Genomic DNA, 25,862 nt, shown 5'->3' with positions numbered 1-25,862 from the left:
CTGATAATAAAGAAAATAATGGAGTAAGTAAACCAAGACCTGTTTAAAAGCTTTAACGCGTGGTACAAGTTAGCTATATAGCTAATTTTCCTACACCATACCGCTACGACGCTAACACGTAGCGGGACGACGAGCTTATCGTCATACCGCGATTCATTCGCGGTATCCCTTAGCCGCTAACAAGTAGCGGGATTATCTTCATGCTGCCACGAACCGTCATACCACCGCGAACCGTCATACCGCGATTCATTCGCGGTATCTCGGCAATAGATCCCGCTAACAAGTAGCGGGATGACGATTGTCGTTTAGCCATAAATGTTTAAGAAATTTACCAAATGAAAAAAAAGGCAAAAGAAGCCCCATGGTGGTTGGCTATTTACTATGTACTAAAATATCGGCGTTTTTTTTATTCTAAAACGCTTGATTAAGAGCGATTTAGCTGCTTTTAACTTGCAACTAACCTACACCGCAAGTGTTTAAGAAATTTACTAAGCAGGAAAAAAGGCAAAGAAACCCCGTAGTAGCTAGCATTCAAATTCTCCCTTGTCAATTTGACGTTTTTTGCTGTCTTAAACGCTTTGTAAGCGCGTTTCGGCTTATATAGGTAAAAACCTAAAAATTTTTAAAGACATGCGATGCACGTAGTGCGAAAAATTAAACATGAGACGCCAAATACCCTAAGTTTTTTGTCATTAACCTGCACAGACTGCGAAGATAAATAAATAGCTTCAGTTTTATGATAAGGGAGCTGGCGGAGTTTGTCAAGAAAGTTTTTTCGTTTCTATTCCCAATAAAAGTGCGTTATATGGTTATGCAAGAAGTCTATTTACCCATTTGCTTAACTTTCTCTCTACTTTTTCTGAGTAAGGCCGCTATTGGCATGACAGACATTCATCGTAGTCAATATCTGTTTTTTGTTGCAATATTTCACTTTTTTTGAATATGTCATGCGAGACCTTATCGGCTCTCTGCATTGATTGTGATCTGCAGTAATATAAGCTCTTCAATCCTTTTTTCCAAGCAAGCATGTGTATTTTGTGCAAGTAACGTTTATGTACGTTGGCAGGTAAGAACAGATTTACTGATTGAGATTGACAAATATACGAAGTTCTATTACTTGCATGTTCTATAATCCATCTTTGGTCAAGCTCGTACGCTGTTTTAAATGTCAATTTTTCATGCTCACTAAGAAAATCTAAATGCTGAACGGAACCCTCGTTTGTTGAAATTGAAGACCATATTTTATCATTGTCTTGATTTTTTTCTGCTAATAGTTTTTGCAAGAATTTATTTCGCACTACAAATGAGCCTGTAAGTGTCTTTTGTATGAATACGTTTGCTGCGTATGGTTCTATTCCAGGGGAGGTATTACCTGCAATAATGGAGATCGAGGCAGTAGGAGCAATAGCGAGTTTGTGTGTAAACCTTTCCATTAGATCAACTTCTTTGGCATCAGGACATGCTCCCTTTTCTTCTGCTAATTTTTTAGAAACTATATCTGCTTGCTCGCGTAAATACTTAAATATTTTTTTATTCCATTGTTGTGCTGTTACTGATTCAAAAGGAACCATTTTGCTTTGTAAAAATGAGTGAAAGCCCATCACACCAAGACCAATACTGCGTTCTCTGGCTGCAGAATATTTTGCTCGCTGCATTTCATTCGGTGCTTTATTTATGAAATCTTCCAATACATTATCAAGAAAGCGCATTATATCTTCTATGAAGAGTTTATTGTCTTTCCATTCTTCGTAGTACTCAAGGTTTACGGATGATAGACAACACACAGCAGTGCGTGACTTATTCAGGTGATCATAACCTGTGGTTAAAGTTATTTCACTGCATAGATTTGACATCTTGATGTCTAAGTTGAGCTTTTTGTAAGATTCTGGCTTATTGTTATTTGTTGCATCAAGGAAAATAATGTAAGGTTCTCCAGTTTCAACTCTTGCTGTTAATATTTTGATCCATATATCCCGCGCTTTTACAGTTGAAATAACCTTATTGTTGTGAGGGCTTATTAAATTCCATTCTTGATCATTCTCAACAGCCTGCATAAATTTATCTGTTACTATTACAGCATGATGTATATTTAACGCTTTGCGATTTGGGTCACCGCCTGTTGGCTTGCGTAAATCTAGAAACTCTTCTATCTCCGGATGAGATACAGGAAGGTAGACTGCTGAACTTCCTCGCCTTAGGGATCCCTGACTAATTGCAAGCGTTAGAGCATTTTGCACTACAATAAATGGAACAATTCCTGATGTTTTGCCGCTACCCTTTACGCTTTCGCCTATTGAGCGTAAATTTCCCCAATAACTACCTATGCCTCCTCCACGTGCAGCAAGCCAAACATTTTCGTTCCATAGATCAACTATTCCCTGCAAGCTGTCTTCGGTTTCATTAAGAAAGCAAGAGATAGGTAACCCTCTCTTAGTGCCACCATTGCTGAGTATTGGTGTTGAAGGCATGAACCACAAGTTGCTCATGTAGTCATAAAGACGCTGCGCATGTTCTTTATTATCAGAATAGTAATTAGCAATACGTGCAAAGAGGTCTTGATAACTTTCATTTTCTATTAAATACCTGTCTGATAGAACTGCTTTTCCAAAGTCGGTTAATTTGCTGTCCTTTGCGTAATTAATGGTAATGTTATTCATAAAGTTCCTTTTATTCTTTTATTATATATAGGTACTTAAAAGTCATTTTGAGCGATTTTTAAGTTAGGTTTTTCGGATTTTTTTGTTGATGCTGTAATGCAAACAAGATACCGTCAACCTGACTGCCATATATTTTACAGTAACTCATATAACTTATTTGCATATTTATTTCTTTTGCAACATGTTGAACATAACTTTCTGAGTGACGAAAATAGTCTCCTTTGTTTACAAAGTCAATACCTTCACCTTCCTTTCTTCTTATTAAACATACAATAACTCCTTTTTTGCTCGTAGATCTTTTTGCTAATTCCAACTCTTCTTGAAAGTCATGTAGATAATGTAGCACTTCAACAAAGATAATTACATCATACTGCTGGTTTTTCTCTTGTTTAAGAAACTCTTTCATTTCCATATGTATTAATTCATTGTAAACAGGCTTACCTTTTATAAAGCATCCTCTTGCGATATTTAGCATTCTACTTGAAATGTCAATTCCTGTTATATGGTTTCCAATACTATTTATTTTCAAGAAATGACCACATATTCCAGTTCCACAACCAAGGTCGAGTATATTGAGCTCAGAAGTGGAGTTGTTGAAGATTTTTGTAATTATCATGTGTACAAGTTCATGCCCTCTATATTGTTTGGCAATCAACCAATGCTCAACAAAATATTCACCTGTGTAATCAAAATATTGTCTTATGAGGTTTTTTGGCAATTCTGTAATAGGCGCTGAGTTTGTCATTTTTTTTATATAGTAAGACGCCTCCTCGTGGTCATTATCTAATTTTAGTGCCCTTGTTAAATAATTATAAGCTTTGTTAGTATTCCCTACCGCAAAATGACACCTTCCGATGTTATACCAGACTATAGGTAAATGGGGGTAAAATATGCTAATTAACCAAAATCGTAACTTTGCATCTGATATGCTACCTTTATAAAAGTGATATAAACCGATTTCAATGTTGGTGTTTAACAGGTTCTTAGATTTTTTAAGAAGCACTGTCATTTCTTTATGAAGAGTATTATATTTATTCACAATGAAGTGTTTTACTTTCTTAATATTTAATACGCCAATGAGCTTAGACATACAATTTAAAGCAACGTTTTTTATAAAAGAGAGATTACTTTTCATACGTTAGAAATACTCCGAATGTTTATTATCATTTTTAGGCAATTGATTTTAACACATTTTATCTTACAAAATATCTTTTTTATTAATTTTTACTGTATATATAAGTTTACCACATATTTCTCAGATTATACTGTTTAGGATTGCTAGTATATTGTTGTTGATAATATAAGTAAATGTTTTGTGCAAAAAGGCGTTGACATATTATTTATTAGGTTATAACATATAAAAGATTAATTTAGTTTTTAGATGTTTGACAAGTTTTATGGTAGAGATTAATTTAATCTCAATTCAATTTTAATAATATTTAACTCTGCATATTCTGCATATAGTCGGATAAATAAATTATTAAGAGCACTTGATGGATGCCTTGGCGTTAAGAGGCGATGAAGGACGTGGCAGGCTGCGATAAGCTGTGGGGAATTGTCAACAAATTTTGATCCGCAGATTTCCGAATGGGGAAACCCAACTAGTTTAGCTAGTTATTACGTACTAAGTATGTAAAGCAAACTTGGTGAACTGAAATATCTAAGTAGCCAAAGGAAAAGAAATCAACCGAGATTCTGTTAGTAGTGACGAGCGAAAGCGGAAAAGGCTAGTGATTTAAGAATAAGAATTAGAATACTCTGGAAATAGTAACCATAGAAGGTGATAGTCCTGTATAAGTAGAAAGTTTTTAAATCCTTGAGTAGAGCGGGGCACGTGAAATCCTGTTTGAATATGGGGGGACCATCCTCCAAGCCTAAATACTCCTTAACGACCGATAGTGAACAAGTACCGTGAGGGAAAGGTGAAAAGAACCCCGGGAGGGGAGTGAAATAGAATCTGAAATCAAGTGCTTACAAACAGTTGGAGCTCTATATCAATTTATTGATATTTAGAGTGACAGCGTACCTTTTGCATAATGGGTCAGCGAGTTAATCTATGAAGCAAGCTTAAGCCGTTAGGTGTAGGCGTAGCGAAAGCAAGTCTGAATAGGGCGTTTTAGTTTTATGGATTAGACCCGAAACCAAGTGATCTAGTCATGACCAGATTGAAGGTGTGGTAAAACACACTGGAGGATCGAACCAGTTAATGTTGCAACATTATTGGATGAGTTGTGATTAGGGGTGAAAGGCCAATCAAACTTGGAAATAGCTGGTTCTCCGCGAAATCTATTTAGGTAGAGCGTTGTATGTATGTTGTTGGGGGTAGAGCACTGGATAGACTAGGGGGATTCACCGTCTTACCAAATCTAACTAAACTCCGAATACCAACAATTAATTATACAGCAGGCACACTACGGGTGCTAAGTCCGTGGTGAAGAGGGAAACAACCCAGATCACTATCTAAGGTCCCAAAATTACAGCTAAGTGGGGAAGGAAGTAGAAAAACCATTACAGCTAGGAGGTTGGCTTGGAAGCAGCCATCCTTTAAAGAAAGCGTAACAGCTCACTTGTCTAAATAAGTTTTTCTGCGCCGAAAATGTACCGGGGCTAAAGCTGTATACCGAAGATGTGAGTGCTTATTGATTTCGATCAATAGGCGCGGTAGCGGAGCGTTCCGTAAGTCTGTGAAGGTGGTTTGTGAAAACTGCTGGAGATATCGGAAGTGAGAATGCTGACATAAGTAGCGTAAAAGAGTGTGAAAAACACTCTCACCAAAAATCTAAGGGTTCCTACGTTAAGTTAATCTGCGTAGGGTTAGTCGGTTCCTAAGGCGAGTCCGTAAAGGAGTAGTCGATGGCAATTAGGTTAATATTCCTAAACCTCTTAAGTGTGACGGGTTTCGTATTTGTATAGATCTTATTGGATTGATCTATGCTTAAAAGAAGCTCCAGGAAATAGCACTTATATTTATGAGGCCGTACCGCAAACCGACACTGGTGGATGAGTAGAGTATACTAAGGTGTTGAAAGAATGATGTTGAAGGAACTCGGCAAATTATACCTGTAACTTCGGAAGAAGGGTAACCTGCTTTTAGGCAACTATGAGTAGGTGGCACAAAATAGGGAGTAGCGACTGTTTACTAAAAACACAGGACTCTGCAAACACGTAAGTGGAAGTATAGGGTCTGACGCCTGCCCGGTGCTGGAAGGTTAATAGGAAGGGTGCAAGCTCCGAATTGAAGCCCCAGTAAACGGCGGCCGTAACACTGACGGTCCTAAGGTAGCGAAATTCCTTGTCGGGTAAGTTCCGACCCGCACGAATGGCGTAACGATTTCTCCACTGTCTCCAACATCACTTCAGCGAAATTGAATTCCCCGTGCAGATGCGGGGTACCCGCGGTTAGACGAAGAGACCCCGTGCACCTTTACTATAGCTTTACATTGCTATTAAAAGTGTGATGTGCAGGATAGGTGGGAGACTTTGAAGTTATGGCGCTAGCTATAATGGAGTCAACCTTGAGATACCACCCTTTACACTTTTGATATCTAACTATGTTTCATTATCTGGAACTAGGACATTGTATGGTGGGTAGTTTGACTGGGGCGGTCGCCTCCTAAAAAGTAACGGAGGCGTGCGAAGGTAAGCTAGAGCTGGTCGGAAATCAGCTTGATAGTATAATGGCATAAGCTTGCCTGACTGCGAGGCTGACAAGCCAAGCAGAGACGAAAGTCGGTCATAGTGATCCGGTGATTCTGTATGGAAGGGTCATCGCTCAACGGATAAAAGGTACGCCGGGGATAACAGGCTGATGGTGTTCGAGCGTTCATAGCGACGACACCGTTTGGCACCTCGATGTCGACTCATCACATCCTGGGGCTGAAGAAGGTCCCAAGGGTTCGGCTGTTCGCCGATTAAAGTGATACGTGAGTTGGGTTTAGAACGTCGTGAGACAGTTCGGTTTCTATCTGCCGTGGGTGAAGGAAATTTGAGAAGGTCTGACTCTAGTACGAGAGGACCGAGATGGATATACCTCTGGTGTACCAGCTGTTATGCCAATAGCATCGCTGGGTGGCTATGTATAGATGGGATAATTGCTGAAAGCATATAAGCAAGAAACCCTCTTCAAAAAGATTTCCCAATTAAGGCCGTGGAAGACTACCACGTTGATAGGCTAGGTGTGGAAGCATGGTAACATGTGAAGCTAAATAGTACTAATAGCCTGATTGATTTATTTGCTTTCTATATGTGTGTATGCAGTGTTAAATATTAAGTTAAAATTGTTAAGTTAGAAATTTTTATTGACTTGGTGGCTATAGCAAAAATGAACCACCCGATCTCATCTCGAACTCGGAAGTGAAACTTTTTAGCGCTGATGGTACTTGAAAAGGGAGAGTAGGTCGCCGCCAAGTTTATAAAAATTTCTTTGTTAATTAGACAGTAGGTATACTTATATTTTAACTTTCTTGTTTTGTTACTATTCTTTAAGTTTTTACTTTAACTACGATATCTTTTTTTTCTTATATGTTCTTGGTCATTTTCTACATTATTTAGCATTGTTCCTACTTCCCCTAATTGATTCCCTTTTGAAGGAGAATTACTGATTTCTGGTAACATTACATTACCTCCCACTTTTTTAAATAATTCTTCTTGTTGGCGAAATGCTGACCTCCAATCTGTTCCTGTTCCTTTAGGAAGAAATAAGAATTGATACATCTGACCAAAGCCTGTGTTATTTACCTCTTTTATATGCTCTACCATTCACCACACCCATTAACTATTTTTAAAAATTTTACCTATATTATCATAAAAAATATAGTTGTAAATACCTTAATTGAGATTTTTTTTATTTTATCTTTTTTAAGCAAATAGTTAGATCTTTTTGTAAATTTTTATAACTTGCTTGCATAATGTTTCTATGAGTTAGTATTATGTAGTAGTGCCCTATATTACTTATATTTAAAATGCTAATTTTAGCAAGCATTCGTAGTTGCCTTTTTATTTTATTTCTTTTTGCTGCTTTTCCGGTTTTTTTACTGATAGCCAGACCTACTCTAATAGTATGAATGTACTTTTCAGGTTCTCTTTCTTTTATAGCGTACAGTGATATATAAAGCCCACGATAAAAAAGACTATTGAGTGCTAACTTATTTTTGAAAGCAGAAGAAAAATCTTTTTTTTTATACTTACTATGCGCATAATTTGTTACACCCTAATGAACGGCGCCTATTAAGGATTTTTCTTCCAGCTCTTGTTGCCATACGTGAACGAAATCCGTGTCTGCGCTTTCTTATCAAATTTTTTGGTTGAAATGTTCTCTTCATTGTTTTTATATTAATATAATTATTTATTTTAAATTGTTTTACTTTATTGTCAAATAATGGTGAACTTGTATGACATTTTCGTAGAATAAAATTTGATGCATGGAAGAATGAATTCGGTGATAGTCATACCTGTCTTACTAATCCTTTTATTTTGTTTTAGTAGGTTTCAAGAAGTAAATAAGGTTAAATCTTATCTATATCTTAGTTGTGTATGGATGCTAACTTGGTTGTTAGTATTCTATAATAATTGTTTTGTAACTTTTATTTCTATAGCGTTACTTTTTTTCATGCTTGCTTTTATCTTTAAAAATAAAAGAAATAAGATAATAAAACTTTCGTTATTTGTGGCTTTGGCCATATCATTTTTTATCACTTTATTTATAATGCTGTCTATTTTTATTCAATCCATTAGTTTTTTTAATAAAGTAGCTATTTCAGAATTCTTGTTTTGCTTGAAATGGGGCCACAATGTAGTCACTATCAATGAAGAGAAGATAGGATGTTTTGGTATAGCGCCGCTTTTAGTTGGTACATTACTTATAACTATTATAGCAATGTTAGTTGTCGTTCCGCTTGGTTTATTTTCTGCAATATATATTAGTGAATATGCGAGTGAGAAAGTGCGTTATATTGTTAATACAACTTTGCAAGTTTTGTCTGCTATTCCTACGGTTGTATATGGATATTTCGCGGTTGTGTTTTTGTCTTTCTTTATAAAGCAGGTAGCAAATTTTTTTGGTTTAAGTATACACTCAGAAAGTGCCTTAGTTGCCGGTTTATCGATTGGGATAATGATTCTTCCTTTTATTATTTCTTTACTCGAAGATGCCATAAGATCTGTTCCAAAAAGCTTGCGTTATGGCTTCATGGCACTTGGTGCAACTCCAGCGGAAACTATATGGCATATAACAATACCTTATGCAATGCCTACAATTTTAAGTGCAATTTTATTGTCAATTTCAAGAGTGATAGGTGAAACAATGATTGTGCTAATGGCTGTGGGAATCAACGCAAATTTGACTTTTAACCCTCTTAATTCAGTTGCTACCATTACCGTGCAGATCGCTACATTACTTACCGGAGATCAGGATTTCAATAGTGTACAAACTCTTGCTGCTTATGCGCTTAGTTTAGTATTGTTTATTATTACTTGGCTATTAAATGCATTTGCATTGTTTGTAATGAAGCGTAACTAGTAAGCGTTTTAATGTTGCAAAATTTCTATTAATAATATAAAATTTATTTTCTTTAGAAGTTCTTTTATGGAATTATAGTGTTAGGTGATAAAAATAAAGAGATGAATATAGGTAGAGCGATTAAGGTAACTCAAGCAGTTGTTGATATAAAATTTGAAGGTGAATTGCCTAAAATATTTAATGCTTTAAAAAGCAAACTAAAATATAAGGATAAGGAGCTGGTTTTAGAAGTTTCGCAGCATATAGGTGACAATATAGTTCGTTGTATTGCTATGGATAGCACAGATGGCATGTCAAGGGGGGATGAATTTGTTGATACAGGTGCACCAATATCGGTGCCAATTGGGCGTTCAACTTTAGGAAGGATTTTTAATGTTGTTGGAGAGCTTATAGATGAGTGTGGTCCACTGAAGGGAAAGTATAACTTAGAGCCTATACACAGAGCACCTCCAAGTTTTACTGAACAGAGAATACAGGAAGAAGTTTTAGTTACGGGAATAAAAGTTATAGATCTTCTTGCACCTTATCTTAAAGGAGGAAAAATTGGCTTATTTGGTGGAGCCGGTGTTGGTAAAACAGTCCTAATAATGGAATTAATTAATAATATAGCAAAAGCTCATAAAGGATTTTCTGTGTTTGCCGGGGTAGGGGAGAGAACGCGTGAAGGTAACGATCTTTATCACGAGATGATCACTTCAAATGTAATAAATATAAATGAGCATGAAAAATCTCAAGCTGTTTTGGTTTATGGTCAGATGAATGAGCCTCCTGGAGCAAGGGCTAGAGTTGCTTTAACAGCGCTTACTATGGCAGAGTATTTTCGTGACCGTGAAAACCAAGATGTTCTATTTTTTGTGGATAATATCTTTAGATTTACACAAGCTGGTTCTGAAATTTCTGCTTTACTTGGAAGAATACCGTCAGCTGTTGGTTATCAGCCAACCCTTGCAACTGATATGGGTTCAATGCAAGAAAGAATAGCTTCAACAACTTCTGGCTCTATTACTTCTGTGCAAGCTATATATGTTCCTGCGGACGATTTGACTGATCCAGCCCCAGCAACTACATTCTCTCACCTTGATGCAACCACAGTGTTGTCAAGGCAAATAGCTGAAATGGGAATATACCCTGCTGTTGATCCACTTGATTCAACTTCTCAGTCTTTATCTGCTGAAATCATTGGTGAAGAACATTATAATGTAGCTTCTGAGGTGAAACGTATATTGCAAACTTATAAATCACTGCAAGATATTATCGCAATACTTGGTATGGATGAGCTATCTGATGAAGATAAAATTATTGTTGATAGGGCTCGTAAGATTCAGAAATTTCTTTCTCAACCTTTTCACGTTGCAGAAATATTTACTGGCATGCCTGGTAAATTTGTTTCACTTTCTGATACTGTTTCCAGTTTTAAAGGGATTGTTGAAGGCAAATATGATCACTTACCAGAGGCTGCTTTTTATATGGTGGGGAATATAGATGAAGCAATAAAAAAGGCTGAATTAATACAAGCTGAAGCTAAATAAAAGTTAAAGATTATGAATACTTTTAAAGTGCAATTTTTCTCTCCTGATGATCAAATTTCATTCAGTGGAGTGGTTTCTCTTTCAGTAACTGGGCTCGAAGGGGAGCTTATGATTTTAGCTCACCATGCTCCTTACTTAATTTATTTATTGCCTGGTATGATTACTGTTAAAATGAGTAACCAAACAGAAAAGAAGGTTGTAATTGATAGTGGCGTATTAGAAGTTGCAAATAATAATTGTAGCATTATAACAAGTCAAATTCAGGTTTTTGATCGTGCAATTCATGATGAGAAATCGTTTAAAAATAAGAGAATTAGTATATATTTAAGTTATCTTGATGAGAAGTTTCTTTCTTAGTTATTTTAGGCAAAAAGTCAATTATCATTCAAGTGGCTATAAGATTTTTGCTCAGGGGGCTCTTTTTTGTCATCCCAGAAACCCCTGGGTGTCATCCCAGTGTCGGAGTACTTTAGGTGTATGATCCCAGAGTGTGATGGTATGGGACCATACACCTAATCAAATAAAAATTAAAGAAGGAGAGTTGGTTGTAACGGTTGGAGATAACGACTTTGTTTTACCTGGAATTTACGTTGGATAAACTACAAAAAATAACAGGTAAAAATCAACGTAAATTTAAGATAAATCGATTTTATTAGTATTATCAAATCAAAATCTGTTTTTAATTAATCAATAATACTTTTTTACATATTTTCATCCCCTTTCATGGATTTTTTAATTTTATAGATGATATCTAATATTATTAGAAGCATTGTAAAATATCTTATGAGAAAAGTTATAAAATATATTAGCATTATTGGTATTGCATGTTTAGTATTGTTATTTTTTATATCTAATGTGGAAACACGCGTAAAAACACAGGAAGAACAATTATTCCTAGCTGTAGAAGATGGTAATGCACAAGAAGTAAAACTATTACTCAAAAATGGTGCAGACCCAAATTGACCTTACCCAGAAAAAGTAGAGAGAAAGTTAAGACGTTTTTATCATGAGAATAAATTGTGCAGGAATGCAATAGTTAATAGTAGAATGTCTACGTTATTTGTTATAAAAGATTTCTATGTATTCAAATATGGTAGTTCTGGTTTGTTGAGCGAGAAGTATCAATAAGCAGCTCCCTTTTAAGTGAACTTTTCTGCAACAGAGTTATCGTAACAACAGCCCTTATGGCTCATGCTGGAAATGATGTTTTTTGTATTCAATAGAAATTGGTAATTTTGAGAGGTATACTGTGATCCTTGATCGCTATGTAACAGCAGATTTTTATCGGGTTTGCGTTTATCAACGGCCATCAATAAAGAATCTATAACTAATTATCATGTTACTCATTAACCACCATGCGTGAATATAGGTCAATTATTGCCGCCAACAACCTTCTTTAGTTTTTATGTAGGTAATCCCAAACTTTATTTGGCTGATCAGTAGTAAAATTTTGATCCAATGTGTTCGGAGCCACAACTCGGTTGCTTATTTGCTGTTTTTTATTTTTGAACCTTCGTCTAAACTTGGCTTTAATGCCATTTTCTTGCATAACACTTTGTACTGTTTTAATTTTTGCCTAAAGCTTTTAATTCAGCGTGAATTTTAGGGGCTCCATATCTGCATTTAGAAGCTTGATGTATTTTTTGAATATCTGCTAGAAGCCCTTCTTTTGCTAATTCTTTACTGCTTTTTTCCTTAGCAACCCATACCACCAGTACAAAACCCTACATAGTTCCTGTGTTTTATAGCAATTTCTATATAAAAGAATACTTTACTCTTTTTCTTTGCCCAGGGCTTTTTTTAAGATGTCTCTTTCTCTTATTAGCTCTTTTTTTAGATCAAATCTTTCTTTGTCATAAGGAGCCTTTGCCTGGAAATGCGTATGCTCCAGACATTTTTCCATCATATTTTCTTACTTAACATACTGCCATCTATACCTAGATCTTTTGCTATTTTTGTACTTGCTTGACCTGTTTCTTTAACCAGCTTAACAGCTTCTAATTTGAATTCTGCTGTATATTCTCTTCTATTTGTCATATTTTGAAAAAACGTTTTATTTTACTCCAAAAACGTCTTAACTTTCTCTCTACTTTTTCTGGGTAAGGTCAATTTACCGCCGCGGCGCTAACTAGTAGCGGGATGACGGGTTACCAAATTGTAGAAGTTGCTTTAGCTATAAATTCAAGTTTTATCAATGTCTTGTGTTGTTACCCAAATAATGGTTGTGCAAGCGCTTAATTTTTTGATCAAAAAGGAACAAGTTTAGTAAAAAATAATGATATTATTAGTGGAACATAAAACAGTCCCACTGCAGTACTGATTAGAAGCAACAGAGTAGCTTTATCTGGTTGATAATTCAAAATATTAGCAAGTATTATACTGGACCCAGAAACTGGAATAATAGCCAGCAACATCAGTGCTTTATATATGCTCTCATCGTATATACCTATAACATGCTTGTCTAAAAGGACAATTCCTAAAACAAACAGTGGCCAGAATACGTACTTTGCTGTAATAGTGATCAAAGCAAGCTTCCAATCTATTTTAAAGCTTGCAATATTCGCAATGCTCACTCCAAGTAGCACCATTCCTAATGTGACAAATGTACTTCTAATATTCATCATAACATCTGTTAAAAAAGTAGGTATTTGTATATCGTATATACTTAAAAAGAAGCCCAGAACCATCGCATAAAGCGAAGGAAGTTTGAACAACTTTAATATGCATTCTTTTGCGGTATAAATACCATTTGCAGCTATGTAAAATCCTAAGCTGTTTTCAAATAGCGCCATTCCTATATAACAAACAACATATACAGATACTGAATCTTCATCAAATAAAGCCATGGCAATCGGCAGGCCAAAATAACCCATACTTGTGCTGCCCGAGCTAAATGCTAATATGTTTCTTGTGTTATCCTTAAATAAAAAAGAAGAAAGATAATACACTGATAAGGACATAGTGCTACCTATAAACCATATCAAAATCGGCAGAGAAATTACTTTTAAGTTAACTTCTGTATGAGAGACTCCATATAAAATCACTATTGGATTAGCTATATAAAAAAGTATTTGAGATATAGTGTTTCTATCAATTTTAAGATATTTTCCTGCTAAGTAACCAATAAATATTGTAATATAAATAGGTAATATTTTGAGAAAAAGAGTAAGGAACATACTAGCCTATTGTAATATTTTTGATTGATAAAGTGACATTAGATCTTAAGGTGTTGTAAAAGTAAACAAAATTTATTTTCCAATTTATCGAGCTCATAGTTAATTAAATTAGTGCCAAAATTTGTTTTTACATAGGACTTAAGAATGACATTTGTATGATAAAATTATGTTAAGTTTCTGTAAAGCTTCTTGCATATTTTTGAATAATGACATATTTACTAAAAATTAAACTGCTTGTAGTAATTTAGACGGACTGTTGAAAAAGTAAGAGGAAATAAGTAAAGTTAGGACAGAGAGTAAGAGCTTTAACATAGTTGTCATATTTTTCTTTAATTAACCCTAGTGTCCAATTTATCCACCATTCCTTCACATGAGGTGTTTCTAACCATTTTAATAACAGTAAAAAATGTTTTCTTTCAACGCTTTAAATGTGATATTTTTATTCATTAATTAAAAATCTCAAATGTTACTACCATTTCTGTTAATCCTGTCTCTCATTGCCAAGTTCATTGAAATTGACATTTCCGTACCTAGTTTTCCTGATATGGTGCACTATTTTAACGTACCGGAAGGCATAATTCAATTAACTATTGCTTATAATTTCCTAGGCTTTTGCATAGGAGGGTTGTTTTTTGGTCCATTGTCTGAATGCTATGGCAGAAGGAGAATTATGATCATAGGTAACACTTTGTTATTAATCGGCGCTGTTGGTTGTGTTTTTGCACCGTCGATTTTTTGGCTTTTAATCTCTCGCTTTGTTCAGGGCATTGGTGTTAGCACATCTGTAGTTGTGTTTGCAATCGTTGCAGACAGCTACAAAGGCGACGAAGCGGTGAAATTTATTGGAATCATGAATTCTGTTCTTACAGTTGTCATGGCAATTGCGCCAGTGTTAGGCAGTTTCATCAATGAAATTGTAGGATGGCGTGGTAATTATGCAACTGTTGCAATATAGCTCTTTCCACAGAAGTCCGGATATGATAAGATTAAGGATAGATGGCGATAAGGAGGTTGGATGCCGGCAGCATATAGTTATGATTTAAGAAAAAAAGCAATGGAAGCACTAGACGAAGGGGAAAGCAGAGAAGCAGTGGCAGCAAGATTTAAAATTGGACGAACTACTTTGTGGGAGTGGCAGCAAAGAAAAAAAGAAACAGGCGACTTTCAGTCAAAAAAACTCGGTAATGGAGGTTACAATCAGAAAATTATCGACTGGAATAAGTTTATCGAATTTGCTAAAAAACACGGTAGAAAAACTCTGTCGGAAATGGCTAAACTTTGGGGCAACGTTAGTATCCAAACGATCCACCGAGCTCTCAGAAAAATTGGATTTACGCGCAAAAAAAGACATATGGATACAAGGAAAGGAACGAAGAAAAACGTGCTGAATTCTTAAAAATTATAGCAACAAAAGAACCAGAAAACTTAGTGTATATAGATGAGTCTGGGATTGATAACACGGAGGACTATCCATATGGGTATTGCCAGAAAGGACAGCGATTTTATGCCCTAAAATCTGGAAAAAAAACTCAACGAATCAGCATGGTTGCAGCCTTAAGTAGAAGAAAGATAGTTGCTCCATTAACATTTGAAGGCCACTGTAATATGGATATTTTTAATGGATGGTTTGAGCAATTTTTGGCACCGATCTTAGAACCTGGACAAACTGTCATTCTTGATAATGCTACTTTTCATAAGTCTGATAAGCTTATCAAGCTCGCTAAAGGAGTCGGTGCAGAAATTTTGTATCTGCCGCCTTATTCTCCAGATTTTAACAAAATTGAGCATCATTGGTTTGCTATAAAAAACAGAGCCAGGAAAAACATTCCTCTATTCGAATCCTTTCGTCGTGCTGTTGATTCTGCCTTCCTATGACCTATTCGGACTATTATGAGAAATGCTATACTTTGTTTGATCTCTTGGGTTTTGCTGCTTTTAGCGTTACCAGAAACAAAAAAGAACCGCGATATTTTCAGTTTGAAAAAAACGATGAAAGATTACAGAAAACTACTATCTAATCCGAGGTTTGTTACGTTGTCTTTGATGTCAAGCCTCTTTTCTGCTGCGTATATGTCATTCATTACTTGTGGACCTTTTCTGTATATGAAGACTTTTGGTTTATCTAGCACTATTTATGCACTACATCAAGGTGCAATAGTTGGGTGCTTCTCACTCATCAGCCTATTTGCTGGCAAAATCTTGCAGAAACTTGGAGCAATAAAGTGTGTAATTTCTGGTACGAGCGTGGGTGCTATTGGGTCTCTATTGCTTGTAATATTCAGTATAATTGTACCCCACTCTTTCTACTTAGTAACACTGTCTATGATTATTTTTTCTATCGGTTGTGCAATTTTCCAGCCAGTGATTTTTAATGCATCAATAAATGTTTTCCCTGAAATTAAAGGCACAGCTTCTTCTGCAGTCTCGTTCATTAGAGCTTTTATCATGGCTATTTTTATCGGCTTAACAAGCTACATTTACAATGGTCAAACAATTAGTGTAGCTGTTCTTGTTTTATCCGCGATAGTACTAGAACTTGTTTTTACTGTCTATCTATTGCGTTTAAAAGATCCTATGTAATTAATAAAGATATTCCATTGTAGGCTGCTAACTTTCCCCTGCCAATCTTTCTGCTTCATTACGTGAGATTAATGCCTCAATAAATTCATCTAGTTCGCCTTCTTTTATAATCTGCTCTAGCCGATGTGAAGTTAGATTAATTCTGTGGTCTGTTATTCTTGATTGTGGGAAATTATATGTTCTTATGCGCTCGGAACGATCACCAGAGCCAATCTGACTTTTCCTCATTGTTGACCTTTCCATTTCTTTTTTTTGTCTTTCAATTTCGTATAGCCTTGCCCTCAATACTTTGAGCGCTTTAGCTTTATTTTTATGCTGCGATTTTTCATCTTGCTGTATCACAACTATCCCTGTTGGCAAGTGGGTGACCCTTACTGCGCTGTCAGTTGTATTCACTGATTGCCCTCCAGGACCACTGGATCTATAAACATCTATTCGTAAGTCTTTTTCTTCTATTTTAAAGTCAACTTCTTCTACTTCAGGTAATATCGCAACAGTAGCGGCAGAGGTATGCAACCTTCCTGAAGATTCAGTTTCTGGCACTCTCTGTACTCTGTGCACTCCTGATTCAAATTTCAACCTTGCAAAAACTTCTGTTCCATTAATGAGTGCAGAAGCTTCCTTATATCCACCTATACCTGTATTAGAAATGCTTATTGGCTCGAACTTCCAATTTCTTCTTTCTGCATATTTTTGATACATACGAAATAACATTGCTGCAAATAATGCTGCTTCTTCTCCGCCTGTACCTGCTCTAATTTCTAATATTGCATTTCTTGAGTCATCTTCATCTTTGGGCAATAATGCTAACTTTAATTTTGCTTTTATTTTTGGTAATAATACCTTGTGCTTTTCGAAAAATTCTTCTTTTGCTAACTCTTTTATATCACCTTCGCTGTTTTCATCTTTCATTATTTCTTCTAAGTCTGAAATTTCCTCTTTCAGCGTGTTATATTCATCAATTATCTTGATTATTGGCCTGAGCTCAGAGTATTCCTTTGAAAGGGTAATGAATTCTTTTTGACTTAAATTGGTAGGATTTTCCAAATTCCTCTCTATATCATTAAATTTTTTCTTTAAGTCTTGTAAATTATTTTCCATATCCATATAGCACAGATCTAGCTAAGTAATATATACTGAAATAAAAAATTTCTTATATCAAGCAATAACACTATAATATACCTACTACCTTCTAGTTGAATATAATGGCAAAACAGATAACATCAAACTGCAATTTCATATTTGGAGCTTCGGATATAAAATCATTACCAAATGAGTCGGCTCCAGAGATTGCGTTTGCTGGTAGATCAAATGTAGGAAAATCCAGTCTGATCAACTTACTGATAAACAGCAAAAAAGCTGCCAGAGTTTCCTCTAAACCTGGATGCACTAGACAAATAAATTTTTACTCTATGTACGATGATAAGTTCAGACTTGTTGATCTACCAGGGTATGGCTACTCTCATGCAGGCAAGGAGGAAATTATACAATATTTAAACTTAATTGAGTATTATCTAATTCAAAGAGAAAATCTAAGAAGAGTGTTTGTGTTGATAGATAGCAAGGTAGGATTAAAAGAAATAGACAAAGACTTCATTTATTGGTTAATATATAATAACATTAACTTTAACATTGTGCTAACAAAAATAGATAAAGTAAGTCAAAAAAGCTTAGGTGCTGTTATAGAAGATATTCAAAAATGGATTAATAATGAGAATGTGTCAATTCATCAAATGAGCATCCGTGTTAAGCATAAAATAACCAAGGTAAGAGATGAGTTTTTCAAGTTTACAAGATAAAAAAATGAAGAGTAGTGAATTTTTAAAGGGTGAGGTATCATTTGAACAAAAAGCAGAAATATTACTTGAAGTGCTATCTAACATACCTAGCTTTGTAGGCGAGACTTTTGTCATTAAATGCGGTGGTACAATAATCTTAGATGAAACACTATTTAATACTTTTGTGCATAATGTTGTCTTGTTGAAGCAGCTTGGTATAAATCCGGTAATAATTCATGACGGAGAATATGAAATTAACTCGGTGTTAAAAGTGCTGGGTATGGACAGTAAATTTGTGAATGGTATCAGACTTACAGACAGAGACACTATGAAAATCATTGAAATGGCACTGTGTGGCTCAGTTAATAAAAAAATTGTTCAGCATATAAATTCTGCTGGTGGTTCAGCTATTGGATTATGTGGAAAAGATGGTAACTTAATTAAAGCCGAAAAAATAACCGCTACGCTTAGAGAAGATAGATCAAATAATATCGAAAAGATATTAGACATGGGGTTCATCGGTAGACCCACTGAAATCAATCCTGATATATTATTTTTTATTGAAGAATCAGATTTTATACCAGTTATTGCACCAATTGGTCATGGAAAAGATGGGGAAACATATCATATTGATGCCGATAGCACTGCAAGCGCAATCGCAATCGCAGTTTCTGCATCTAAAATGATAATCTTGAGTGACACAGATGAAGAAATAGATAAAATTGGTGGCAGGAAGATATCTGTTAAAAATTTAAATGCATCGATTGATTGTGGGAAAATTAAAGGGGAAAAATTTATTGAAAGGCTTATGGCATACGTTAAAATGGCGGAGGAATGTGCTGGAGTTGTTCACATAGTTGATGGTAGAATACCTAACATTATGCTTGATTTATTTACTGAGAGTAATTCAAGCATATCGATTGTGAGTGATTTATAGCTATACTGCTTGCAACTACACGAATACCAAGAGGGTGTCATTCAAGTAGCTGACACTGGAATGACAACAATCTACGTCATACCGCGATTCATTCGCGGTATCTCTAGATCCCGCTAACAAGTAGCGGGATGACGGTTGTCAGGGTGTCATCCCAGCGCCCTTATGATGTCATCCCAGTGCCCAGACACTGGGATCCAGAAGACTTAATTTCAACCAAGTGGCTGCATAATAAGGACTAGATTCGAGACTGGAATGACATCATAGAGGCACTGGGATGACAAAAAAAGGAGCACTGAACTTGTCAAGGAATTTTATGGCCTAGCGTCACGCGCTGGAATGACATCATTTACATTTATCACTTTTGCAGATACAATTTACATGCTATAATTGAGTCTTCATAGATGGTAAATTGGAGTGCAAAGAAGTAAAATTAAAGTAGAAATAAAAAGATTATCACACGGAGAAGACTTGTCTCTTCCATGTTATGCAACTACGCAGAGTGCTGGCATGGATCTTTATGCTGCATTGAATGATTCTGCTGTTTTAAATCCACTTGAAAGATTACTTGTTCCAACTGGAATTGTGATTGCAATACCAAACGGTTTTGAGGGGCAAATCCGCCCACGTTCTGGTCTTGCTGCAAAACATGGAATCACTGTCTTAAATTCTCCGGGCACTATAGACTCTGATTATCGAGGTGAAGTTAAAATTTGTCTAATTAATCTAAGTAATCAGCCATACGAAATAAAAAGAGGAGATAGAATCGCACAAATCCTTATTTCTCCTGTATCTCAGGTAATTTGGGATGACAGAGAAGAATTCTGCGCAGAAGAAACCGGTCGCAATGCAGGGGGCTTTGGCTCAAGCGGCAGGTAGCTTACGAAAAAGCTTGACTATGACAGTTTTTTTATTTAAGCATATTAATATTTGAGGTCGTTTATGCTAACTTTCAAAAATCACTGTGGTCAATTCCACAAAACAAATACTGCACTTGTTGCACTTACTTCTTTGTATGTCATAGGCGCAGCAGTAGCACTTTCAGCACCATATTGGGTGTCTTCAACTTGCACGCTTGCTCCACTTGCAGCTTTTGCAGCTACACCACTTGGAATCGGTATATTAGCAATTGTTGCTGTTGCACTGGTTAGTTCAGCAATGTACGCTATCAGCAAAAACAATGAAATATCTGAGTTGAGAGCTCCGAAGATTGTTGTTAATAACGATAGAAAAAACGGTAAAGAAACAGCATTGCTAGTAACAAAAGACACATTTAAGGAAATGGCAAGGAATAACCAAGTTAAAGATGAAGAAGGTAAGGTAGAAAAGGGTAAACATTATATAGCCTTCAGCTTAGAAGGCAAGAACTACCGTATTATTGTTGATATTAATCAGCTTACCAATACGCTAGGCAATACTTTACTCTTCGAGATAGGTTCACTAAAAGAGAAAAACGATGAAGGTAAGTTCGAGGCAGTAAATGAAACAAAGTGGAATAAAACATTAGGTTTAGACAAAGATGGTGCTAAAGGGGTTAACACTTATTTAGGCTCACTTATTGTTGAACAAGTTGCTTCTCAACAACAGACAGTATAGCCAAGTGAAATAAAAGAGGTAGATTAAGTCTGCCTCTTTGTTTTTTTTGATTTTTAGTGTTACGCGCATAACTGCATGGATGTTGCGATTCTCAAGGCAACGTATCTGTTTAGATGCATGGCTAATGCTGAAACAAAAATTCCAGTGTTCCCTTTCTTGTCATCCCAGTGCTTGACACATATAGCCTTTCTTATAATAGTCCGAATGCGATAAGATATGTGTTTATGGCTATAGCAGGCCAGTAGCATATTACGGTCTGTTCGGATTATTGTAAAAAGAGCTATAACTGTACAAACATTCATTTTTGAAGGTAAATTGCACAACAGATAATGTCATTCCAGTGCTCCCTTTCTTGTCATCCAAGTAGCTGACACTGGGATGGCTTTGTTGCATCACACTTTATGAGATGGTGATTTATGGTAAATTCATGTAACTATCTCAAATTTAGCCATACCAATATCAGTGAATTTATTAAGCAAATAGCATTTAGTTCTTTTTCTCGATTTATCTCAGATTTATTCCTAAAACTATAGCTCTTTTTACAATAATCCGAACAGACCGTAATATGCTACTGGCCTGCTATAGCCATAAACACATATCTTATCGCATTCGGACTATTATAAGAAAGGCTATAAGAGGTTGTCCGGAAACAAGTAAAAGGCTATAATATCTGAAATTTTAGTACGTGGTAAAGATGAGAAAAAAGTATCCAACAGATCTAAGCGAAAGGGAATGGGCAAGAATAGAAAAACACTTCAGAGTATCATACAAGAAAGGAGGAAGGCCGCAAAAGTATAGCAAAAAAGAAATATTAGAAGCAATTTTCTATGTATTGCGTACAGGGTGTCAATGGCGGTATTTACCAAATGATTTTCCGCTATGGAAGACTGTGTATGAGCAGTTCAGGCAATGGAAGAAGCAGGGAATTTTTGAGAAAATGAATTATGAAATTACAAAATATAGTAGAAGAAAAATAGGAAGGAATGAGCAGCCGAGTGCCTGTATAGTAGATAGTCAATCTGTAAAGACTACAGAAAAGGGGGGATCAAAGGCTATGATGGAAGTAAAAAAGTAAAGGGTAGAAAAAGGCATATAATTACAGACACTCAGGGTTTTATACTAGGTTGTTACGTAGGCGCTGCTAACGAAAATGATAGAGATGGTATTAAAATAGCATTAAACAATATGAGAACAAAATATACTAAAGTTAAAAAAATGTGGGCTGACATGGGATACCAAGGAAGAAATTTAAAGAATCACATAAAGGAAGAATATGACATAGATATTGAAATTGTTAAAAGGCCTCCATGTAGATTTTGGGTGCACAAAGATACGCCACCTGAGCTACTACCAACAAGAGAACAAGGGTTTAAAGTACAGCCAAGAAGATGGGTTGTAGAAAGGACTTTTGCTTGGGTTAATAGGAATAGAAGGCTATCGAAGGAGTATGATTTACTCACAACATCCACTGAGAATTTCATATACCTAGCTATGAGTAGGGTTATGTTAAAGAGGGAATATGCTTGAATTTACTAGTTTCCCGACAACCTCTAACTAATGATTCTCTTGATAGCCAAAGATATACAGGAATATGCATTCCAACACCAACTGATGGTTGGGTAGGTGAAAATAATCATCAGACTGGTTTATCAGGTGATTTGCCAGACGTGAGTAATAATCCACAAATTTTTGAAAGTACTGATTCAGTACAGCTAGATAATATTGTTTTTAGCAATCTAATTCAGCTTTCCTTGATTAGTCAAGAGCATAATTCTACCTGCAATGATCATGTAATTTGTGATTCAGGTCACAATTCTGACGATGAGGATCAGATTCCAGAGGACTTTCCTTCAAGGAAACGAGTACGATCGATTGAAATTGATCAGTTTGAACCGTTGTACAAGAAGAGGAAAATAGAAGCACAAAATAATCAAAAATATACAGAAAATGTATGTAATCCAACAAATGGTGGTTTGTTAGGTGAAAGTGATAATCCACAAACTTTTGAAAGCGATCCTTTACAGCATGGTAGTAATGGTTTAGGTTATAACTTCAATGGTTATAGTCAAGCAACTTATAGTAAATTAAGTGCTTCAGATCAAGAAGAGGGTCAAGGCTATTCTTTAGGTGGTTCTTGTGAAAATAAAGAAAATTTGACAAAGGGCGCTGGTGGTAGTAATCAGACTTTTGAAGGTGAACAGAAAAGCTCAGAATTTCCGAAAGTTGACAATTGGTCAGATAGTGATGGGAACTCAGAAGATAGTTCGGACTCAAAAAAGGGTTCGTACTATAGTTCAGGTAATCTTGATTCAATGGAGTTAACAGATGATTTGGATTCAGAAAATGATCGGGACCTAGAAGATGATAATCCTTTTCTAAAAGACTCACTTTTTATGAAACTAAAAATGTCGTTAACTCAAAGTAAACAGGATCTGATTGATAAATGCTGTGGGGAGGTGAGAGGTATAACAGAACAAAATGAACAAAAAGATATAAAAAATACTCCAGAAAGTATTAAGTGCATAGTAGCTAAATACTTAGAAAAAGAAGTAATGTTAAATTTAAAATGTAGTTGTTGTAACAAAACTGTAACAAATACAGTATTTGAAGAAATAAAAGATCTTACTAGTGGTAGTCATATAAGTAACAGAAGTAACACTTTTGTATTTGATAACTTTCCCTATCAAAGTAAAGATAAAAACTGTAACAAAGAAAGTAAAGGTCAAAACTGTAATAAAGAAAGTAAAGATCAAAACTGTAACAAAAAAAATGAAGTGTCCGAAGAGGACATTATCAAAAGCATTGTTAGTAATTTATTGTTAGAAGGTGGGAAAGTAAAACGCCATAATTTTTTCGATGGGAATGAGTTTGAGCAGATAGTTACTTGTAATGGATTTGATGATGGTCTTTCTGAGAAATGTAAGGAAATTGAAAGCAAGCTAAAAGGTTTAGCATATGAAAGTATTGTAAACAAAAGCAAGCAGACTCAAAATGTATTAGGAGTAGACAAGGATAATAGATATTTTTGTATAGAGTACTCGCAAGATAGTATTGTTGAAGTTGCAGAAATCCTAAACAATGAAAAAGCCAAAGACTTAAATTTAAGAGTTGGCATACTCAAAATTGGAGAAAGTATAGTAAGAGTTGAAAATGTAGAAGAAATAGGGGGAAAAAGAAATTACATGGATGTCTCAAAAGGTGGTATTGAAATGTCTTTTACTACTGAGGTAGGAGAGATAAGTATTTATCTAAGTCCTAGTGAGAAAGGCAGCAATAAAATAAAAGTGGAGATTGATGGGGAAAACAGAGCAAGGCTTAATGAGTTAAAAAATAGGGGAAAAAGTTTAGGGGAAAACTGTCTTTTAGGAGGAAAAAGTGTTGAGGAAGCTATAGAGCATGAAAGTTTTGAAAGATATGGCAGTGTACCTAACACTGCTATGAAGGAACCTAGCTTAGGTTGCGTTGCTAACATAGCAAGGGGGGGATAAGCTTGCAGAGATAAAATGATGGGCCAAATTGGCAGTATTTCGCTTTTGTAATGTACTTCAAGATGGTAGTATGCAAGCTAGATAGAACTTAATTGACAGACAAGAATTAACTGATGGAAAAATTGACATAATCAAACAATCACAGAATAAACTAGTGAATTTTTTGAAAAGTATATAAAATTCAAGTTTAAGTAAATAGCATGGCACTTAGACTCATTCCAGACAACCTCGATATCAAGTTTAGTAAATATAGGGATTTGACTGCATTAATTAGCATTATTCTTATCATCTTTTCAATATTCACTGTTGTGCTGCGTGGAGTGAACTTAGGCATAGACTTTGCAGGCGGAATTTTGATAGAGATAAAATCTTCAGATGAGAATCACTCTATTCTCGATGCATTAAAAGAAAATGGTTTTACAGTGCAGAGTTCAAAAGCGGGTGATAATTTAGTCATGCGTTTTAAAGATGAAGGAGATGAAGATAAAATCAAAAAGATAAAAAGCATACTAGAAGAAAAGCTGGGGAGCTCAATAAGCTATCGTAAAATAGACTATGTTGGCCCACAAATAAGCTCAACACAAATATTTGAAGGAATGTTATCCATGTTGATCGCGATTGTTGGAATATTTTTTTACGTTTGGTTTAGATTTAATTGGCAATGTGGATTCAGTGGAATAACAGCACTGATTCATGACGTGATTTTAACTGTTGGTTTTATTAGCCTAACTGGCATTGAGTTTAATATTTCATCAGTTGCAGCTCTCCTTACTGTCATTGGTTATTCAATCAATAACTCAGTAATTATATATGATCGGATTCGAGAGTATCGCAGGAGTGGTAAAAGTGGGCGGATGAGTGAGGTAGTAGATGCAAGTATCAACGCTACATTATTTCGCACTATATTAACTTCTGGTACAACCCTTCTTGCTGCTCTTCCTTTGGTATTAATCTGCACAGATGCAGTGAGAGACTTCAGCTTGATCATTTTTTTTGGTATTTTGATTGGCACTTGTTCTGCAATATTTATTTCTGCTCCTATATTGACCTACAGAGCTTTGATAAGTAGATTGTAGAAGTGTTTAGTCGCGGTATAATATCAACTTATTATCTCTTATAGTGAAATGAAAATACCTTAAAAAGCTCATTCCAAGTAGTGAATGAGACATAGAATGAGTGTTAACGCTTGCCTGTACATCATTAATCAAAAAATTTCCTATTTTAACTTGAGGTATTTGAACCACTCCAGCTTTTATTTGACCTTTCGCAGTTTCATATATTTTAAAATCCTGAACATTTTGTAAGTTAATACCAACATGTAATGCGTCTTTTTGTGATAGAACAATATCGGTTGCTCCAGTATCAAGCAAAAACGTTATATTGCGATCATTGACTTGAGCCTGAATATAAAAGTGTCCATCATATGACTTCGTAAATTCAATACTTCCACTATTCTGACCGCTATTTTGAATTCTTCCTTTATATGGTAAAAAAGTACTGAGAAATCTGTCGCTTAGTTTGTCCCTTTGTGAATCAATAAGCATTGCAGTAGTGGCTATTATTAGCAACCAAATGACTAGATTTTTCACCGCGTTCATATTGTTAAA

General features: G+C 35.4%; 26 protein-coding genes, 2 rRNA genes and 3 pseudogenes. 17 read left to right on the top strand and 14 right to left on the bottom strand.

Annotation, left to right across the window (positions count from 1 at the left end):
- Positions 1-872: 872 nt before the first annotated feature.
- Together AAGD90_RS04850 and AAGD90_RS04845 are read right to left on the bottom strand one after the other, a co-directional pair.
- Positions 873-2,657, bottom strand: a complete 1,785-nt coding sequence (locus tag AAGD90_RS04850) for a ribonucleoside-diphosphate reductase subunit alpha (protein WP_077188557.1) — start codon at positions 2,655-2,657, stop codon at positions 873-875.
- Between the two features lie 58 nt (positions 2,658-2,715).
- Positions 2,716-3,792: a methyltransferase domain-containing protein gene (locus tag AAGD90_RS04845; protein ID WP_341821747.1), complete on the bottom strand. Its 1,077-nt coding sequence runs from the start codon at positions 3,790-3,792 to the stop codon at positions 2,716-2,718.
- Between the two features lie 335 nt (positions 3,793-4,127).
- Between AAGD90_RS04845 and AAGD90_RS04840 the strand changes: the two genes are divergently transcribed.
- Both AAGD90_RS04840 and rrf read left to right on the top strand, forming a co-directional pair.
- A 23S ribosomal RNA gene (locus AAGD90_RS04840) occupies positions 4,128-6,893 on the top strand.
- 66 nt (positions 6,894-6,959) lie between these two features.
- Positions 6,960-7,066: ribosomal RNA gene (gene rrf / locus AAGD90_RS04835) — 5S ribosomal RNA — on the top strand.
- Positions 7,067-7,151: 85 nt separating this feature from the next.
- Here the strand turns inward: rrf and AAGD90_RS04830 are convergent.
- From AAGD90_RS04830 to rpmH, 3 genes and pseudogenes are all read right to left on the bottom strand, one after another.
- Positions 7,152-7,415, bottom strand: a complete 264-nt coding sequence (locus tag AAGD90_RS04830; protein WP_341821746.1) for a hypothetical protein — start codon at positions 7,413-7,415, stop codon at positions 7,152-7,154.
- 85 nt (positions 7,416-7,500) lie between these two features.
- Positions 7,501-7,776, bottom strand: a pseudogene (rnpA, locus tag AAGD90_RS04825) (ribonuclease P protein component); the annotation flags it as partial.
- A 67-nt stretch (positions 7,777-7,843) separates the two neighbouring features.
- Positions 7,844-7,978, bottom strand: a complete 135-nt coding sequence (rpmH, locus tag AAGD90_RS04820) for a 50S ribosomal protein L34 (RefSeq protein WP_006279898.1) — start codon at positions 7,976-7,978, stop codon at positions 7,844-7,846.
- A gap of 107 nt (positions 7,979-8,085) precedes the next feature.
- Between rpmH and pstC the strand changes: the two genes are divergently transcribed.
- From pstC to AAGD90_RS04800, 4 genes are all read left to right on the top strand, one after another.
- Complete coding sequence (gene pstC / locus AAGD90_RS04815; protein WP_341822187.1) at positions 8,086-9,174, top strand: phosphate ABC transporter permease subunit PstC; 1,089 nt, start codon at positions 8,086-8,088, stop codon at positions 9,172-9,174.
- 101 nt (positions 9,175-9,275) lie between these two features.
- The gene (atpD, locus tag AAGD90_RS04810; protein ID WP_341822186.1) at positions 9,276-10,703 is read left to right on the top strand and encodes a F0F1 ATP synthase subunit beta; all 1,428 of its coding nucleotides are present in this window, start codon (positions 9,276-9,278) and stop codon (positions 10,701-10,703) included.
- A gap of 12 nt (positions 10,704-10,715) precedes the next feature.
- A complete protein-coding gene (locus AAGD90_RS04805) occupies positions 10,716-11,060 on the top strand; it encodes a F0F1 ATP synthase subunit epsilon (RefSeq protein WP_006279902.1) in 345 nt (114 codons plus the stop codon).
- 426 nt (positions 11,061-11,486) lie between these two features.
- The gene (locus tag AAGD90_RS04800) at positions 11,487-11,666 is read left to right on the top strand and encodes an ankyrin repeat domain-containing protein (protein ID WP_223823054.1); all 180 of its coding nucleotides are present in this window, start codon (positions 11,487-11,489) and stop codon (positions 11,664-11,666) included.
- Between the two features lie 176 nt (positions 11,667-11,842).
- On the opposite strand, the gene AAGD90_RS07240 is transcribed toward AAGD90_RS04800, so the two are convergent.
- From AAGD90_RS07240 to AAGD90_RS04775, 6 genes are all read right to left on the bottom strand, one after another.
- Positions 11,843-12,013 (bottom strand): DDE-type integrase/transposase/recombinase, encoded by a 171-nt coding sequence (locus AAGD90_RS07240; RefSeq protein ID WP_080717647.1) that lies wholly within the window; start codon positions 12,011-12,013, stop codon positions 11,843-11,845.
- Between the two features lie 86 nt (positions 12,014-12,099).
- Positions 12,100-12,252, bottom strand: coding sequence for a transposase (locus AAGD90_RS04795; RefSeq protein ID WP_022626429.1), 153 nt, complete (start codon positions 12,250-12,252; stop codon positions 12,100-12,102).
- A gap of 16 nt (positions 12,253-12,268) precedes the next feature.
- A complete protein-coding gene (locus AAGD90_RS04790) occupies positions 12,269-12,415 on the bottom strand; it encodes an IS3 family transposase (RefSeq protein ID WP_080717648.1) in 147 nt (48 codons plus the stop codon).
- 59 nt (positions 12,416-12,474) lie between these two features.
- Entirely contained in the window at positions 12,475-12,606 is a 132-nt protein-coding gene (locus AAGD90_RS04785; protein WP_255322265.1) for a hypothetical protein, read from the bottom strand.
- The gene (locus tag AAGD90_RS04780) at positions 12,606-12,740 is read right to left on the bottom strand and encodes an IS3 family transposase (protein ID WP_007548354.1); all 135 of its coding nucleotides are present in this window, start codon (positions 12,738-12,740) and stop codon (positions 12,606-12,608) included. Before AAGD90_RS04780 ends, AAGD90_RS04785 begins: the two co-directional genes overlap by 1 nt.
- Positions 12,741-12,949: 209 nt before the next feature.
- On the bottom strand, positions 12,950-13,879 hold the full coding sequence (locus AAGD90_RS04775) for an AEC family transporter (RefSeq protein ID WP_006279391.1): 930 nt from the start codon (positions 13,877-13,879) through the stop codon (positions 12,950-12,952).
- 463 nt (positions 13,880-14,342) lie between these two features.
- Between AAGD90_RS04775 and AAGD90_RS04770 the strand changes: the two are divergent.
- The 3 genes and pseudogenes from AAGD90_RS04770 to AAGD90_RS04760 form a co-directional block, all read left to right on the top strand.
- Positions 14,343-14,831, top strand: a pseudogene (locus tag AAGD90_RS04770) (MFS transporter); the annotation flags it as partial.
- A gap of 63 nt (positions 14,832-14,894) precedes the next feature.
- Positions 14,895-15,754, top strand: a protein-coding gene (locus AAGD90_RS04765; RefSeq protein WP_156518142.1) for an IS630 family transposase whose coding sequence is annotated in 2 segments (ribosomal slippage) — positions 14,895-15,219 and positions 15,219-15,754 — 861 coding nt in all. Because the reading frame shifts where the segments join, the coding sequence is not laid out codon by codon here.
- A 24-nt stretch (positions 15,755-15,778) separates the two neighbouring features.
- A pseudogene (locus AAGD90_RS04760) lies at positions 15,779-16,459 on the top strand (MFS transporter); the annotation flags it as partial.
- A gap of 27 nt (positions 16,460-16,486) precedes the next feature.
- Here AAGD90_RS04760 and prfA read toward each other — a convergent pair.
- Entirely contained in the window at positions 16,487-17,566 is a 1,080-nt protein-coding gene (gene prfA / locus AAGD90_RS04755; protein ID WP_007548640.1) for a peptide chain release factor 1, read from the bottom strand.
- Positions 17,567-17,664: 98 nt separating this feature from the next.
- Between prfA and yihA the strand changes: the two genes are divergently transcribed.
- The 5 genes from yihA to AAGD90_RS04730 all read left to right on the top strand — a co-directional run bounded on the left by yihA (position 17,665) and on the right by AAGD90_RS04730 (position 20,767).
- On the top strand, positions 17,665-18,258 hold the full coding sequence (gene yihA, locus AAGD90_RS04750) for a ribosome biogenesis GTP-binding protein YihA/YsxC (protein WP_010962460.1): 594 nt from the start codon (positions 17,665-17,667) through the stop codon (positions 18,256-18,258).
- Positions 18,259-18,262: 4 nt separating this feature from the next.
- The gene (gene argB, locus AAGD90_RS04745; RefSeq protein WP_341821743.1) at positions 18,263-19,174 is read left to right on the top strand and encodes an acetylglutamate kinase; all 912 of its coding nucleotides are present in this window, start codon (positions 18,263-18,265) and stop codon (positions 19,172-19,174) included.
- 143 nt (positions 19,175-19,317) lie between these two features.
- On the top strand, positions 19,318-19,413 hold the full coding sequence (locus AAGD90_RS04740; protein ID WP_341821742.1) for a WPE palindromic element domain-containing protein: 96 nt from the start codon (positions 19,318-19,320) through the stop codon (positions 19,411-19,413).
- A 175-nt stretch (positions 19,414-19,588) separates the two neighbouring features.
- Positions 19,589-20,050 carry a dUTP diphosphatase gene (dut, locus tag AAGD90_RS04735; RefSeq protein ID WP_006279458.1) on the top strand — a complete coding sequence of 154 codons (462 nt, stop codon included), beginning with the start codon at positions 19,589-19,591 and terminating at the stop codon, positions 20,048-20,050.
- A gap of 63 nt (positions 20,051-20,113) precedes the next feature.
- Complete coding sequence (locus tag AAGD90_RS04730; protein ID WP_182282568.1) at positions 20,114-20,767, top strand: hypothetical protein; 654 nt, start codon at positions 20,114-20,116, stop codon at positions 20,765-20,767.
- Positions 20,768-20,826: 59 nt separating this feature from the next.
- Here the strand turns inward: AAGD90_RS04730 and AAGD90_RS04725 are convergent, their stop codons facing one another.
- Positions 20,827-21,015 (bottom strand): hypothetical protein, encoded by a 189-nt coding sequence (locus tag AAGD90_RS04725; protein WP_341821740.1) that lies wholly within the window; start codon positions 21,013-21,015, stop codon positions 20,827-20,829.
- A gap of 446 nt (positions 21,016-21,461) precedes the next feature.
- On the opposite strand from AAGD90_RS04725, the gene AAGD90_RS04720 reads away from it, so the two are divergent.
- The 3 genes from AAGD90_RS04720 to secF all read left to right on the top strand — a co-directional run bounded on the left by AAGD90_RS04720 (position 21,462) and on the right by secF (position 25,331).
- Positions 21,462-22,294 (top strand): IS5-like element ISWpi1 family transposase gene (locus tag AAGD90_RS04720; RefSeq protein ID WP_341821644.1). Its coding sequence is split into 2 segments (ribosomal slippage): positions 21,462-21,831 and positions 21,831-22,294, totalling 834 coding nucleotides; the frame shifts between segments, so codons are not numbered across the junction.
- Positions 22,291-24,255, top strand: coding sequence for a hypothetical protein (locus tag AAGD90_RS04715; RefSeq protein WP_341821739.1), 1,965 nt, complete (start codon positions 22,291-22,293; stop codon positions 24,253-24,255). Before AAGD90_RS04720 ends, AAGD90_RS04715 begins: the two co-directional genes overlap by 4 nt.
- A gap of 200 nt (positions 24,256-24,455) precedes the next feature.
- Complete coding sequence (gene secF, locus AAGD90_RS04710; RefSeq protein WP_010082185.1) at positions 24,456-25,331, top strand: protein translocase subunit SecF; 876 nt, start codon at positions 24,456-24,458, stop codon at positions 25,329-25,331.
- A 6-nt stretch (positions 25,332-25,337) separates the two neighbouring features.
- Here secF and AAGD90_RS04705 read toward each other — a convergent pair whose 3' ends face one another.
- A complete protein-coding gene (locus AAGD90_RS04705) occupies positions 25,338-25,853 on the bottom strand; it encodes a TIGR02281 family clan AA aspartic protease (RefSeq protein ID WP_006279648.1) in 516 nt (171 codons plus the stop codon).
- Positions 25,854-25,862: the final 9 nt, after the last annotated feature.

Origin of the sequence: Wolbachia endosymbiont (group A) of Ischnus inquisitorius (genome assembly GCF_964026985.1) — a bacterium.
GTDB lineage: Bacteria > Pseudomonadota > Alphaproteobacteria > Rickettsiales > Anaplasmataceae > Wolbachia > Wolbachia pipientis.
This window is presented reverse-complemented; position numbering and strand designations above follow the sequence as displayed.

Excerpts from the sequence above, each read along its gene's own strand:
- rpmH (WP_006279898.1), bottom strand. The coding sequence starts at position 7,978 with ATGAAGAGAACATTTCAACCAAAAAATTTGATAAGAAAGCGCAGACAC.
- secF (WP_010082185.1), top strand. The coding sequence starts at position 24,456 with ATGGCACTTAGACTCATTCCAGACAACCTCGATATCAAGTTTAGTAAA.
- AAGD90_RS04785 (WP_255322265.1), bottom strand. The coding sequence starts at position 12,606 with ATGGAAAAATGTCTGGAGCATACGCATTTCCAGGCAAAGGCTCCTTAT.
- AAGD90_RS04830 (WP_341821746.1), bottom strand. The coding sequence starts at position 7,415 with ATGGTAGAGCATATAAAAGAGGTAAATAACACAGGCTTTGGTCAGATG.
- yihA (WP_010962460.1), top strand. The coding sequence starts at position 17,665 with ATGGCAAAACAGATAACATCAAACTGCAATTTCATATTTGGAGCTTCG.
- argB (WP_341821743.1), top strand. The coding sequence starts at position 18,263 with ATGAAGAGTAGTGAATTTTTAAAGGGTGAGGTATCATTTGAACAAAAA.
- pstC (WP_341822187.1), top strand. The coding sequence starts at position 8,086 with ATGAATTCGGTGATAGTCATACCTGTCTTACTAATCCTTTTATTTTGT.
- AAGD90_RS04845 (WP_341821747.1), bottom strand. The coding sequence starts at position 3,792 with ATGAAAAGTAATCTCTCTTTTATAAAAAACGTTGCTTTAAATTGTATG.
- AAGD90_RS04725 (WP_341821740.1), bottom strand. The coding sequence starts at position 21,015 with ATGCTACTGGCCTGCTATAGCCATAAACACATATCTTATCGCATTCGG.
- atpD (WP_341822186.1), top strand. The coding sequence starts at position 9,276 with ATGAATATAGGTAGAGCGATTAAGGTAACTCAAGCAGTTGTTGATATA.
- AAGD90_RS07240 (WP_080717647.1), bottom strand. The coding sequence starts at position 12,013 with ATGGCCGTTGATAAACGCAAACCCGATAAAAATCTGCTGTTACATAGC.
- AAGD90_RS04780 (WP_007548354.1), bottom strand. The coding sequence starts at position 12,740 with ATGACAAATAGAAGAGAATATACAGCAGAATTCAAATTAGAAGCTGTT.
- AAGD90_RS04805 (WP_006279902.1), top strand. The coding sequence starts at position 10,716 with ATGAATACTTTTAAAGTGCAATTTTTCTCTCCTGATGATCAAATTTCA.
- prfA (WP_007548640.1), bottom strand. The coding sequence starts at position 17,566 with ATGGATATGGAAAATAATTTACAAGACTTAAAGAAAAAATTTAATGAT.
- AAGD90_RS04730 (WP_182282568.1), top strand. The coding sequence starts at position 20,114 with ATGCTAACTTTCAAAAATCACTGTGGTCAATTCCACAAAACAAATACT.
- AAGD90_RS04705 (WP_006279648.1), bottom strand. The coding sequence starts at position 25,853 with ATGAACGCGGTGAAAAATCTAGTCATTTGGTTGCTAATAATAGCCACT.
- AAGD90_RS04850 (WP_077188557.1), bottom strand. The coding sequence starts at position 2,657 with ATGAATAACATTACCATTAATTACGCAAAGGACAGCAAATTAACCGAC.
- AAGD90_RS04795 (WP_022626429.1), bottom strand. The coding sequence starts at position 12,252 with ATGCAAGAAAATGGCATTAAAGCCAAGTTTAGACGAAGGTTCAAAAAT.
- AAGD90_RS04800 (WP_223823054.1), top strand. The coding sequence starts at position 11,487 with ATGAGAAAAGTTATAAAATATATTAGCATTATTGGTATTGCATGTTTA.
- AAGD90_RS04775 (WP_006279391.1), bottom strand. The coding sequence starts at position 13,879 with ATGTTCCTTACTCTTTTTCTCAAAATATTACCTATTTATATTACAATA.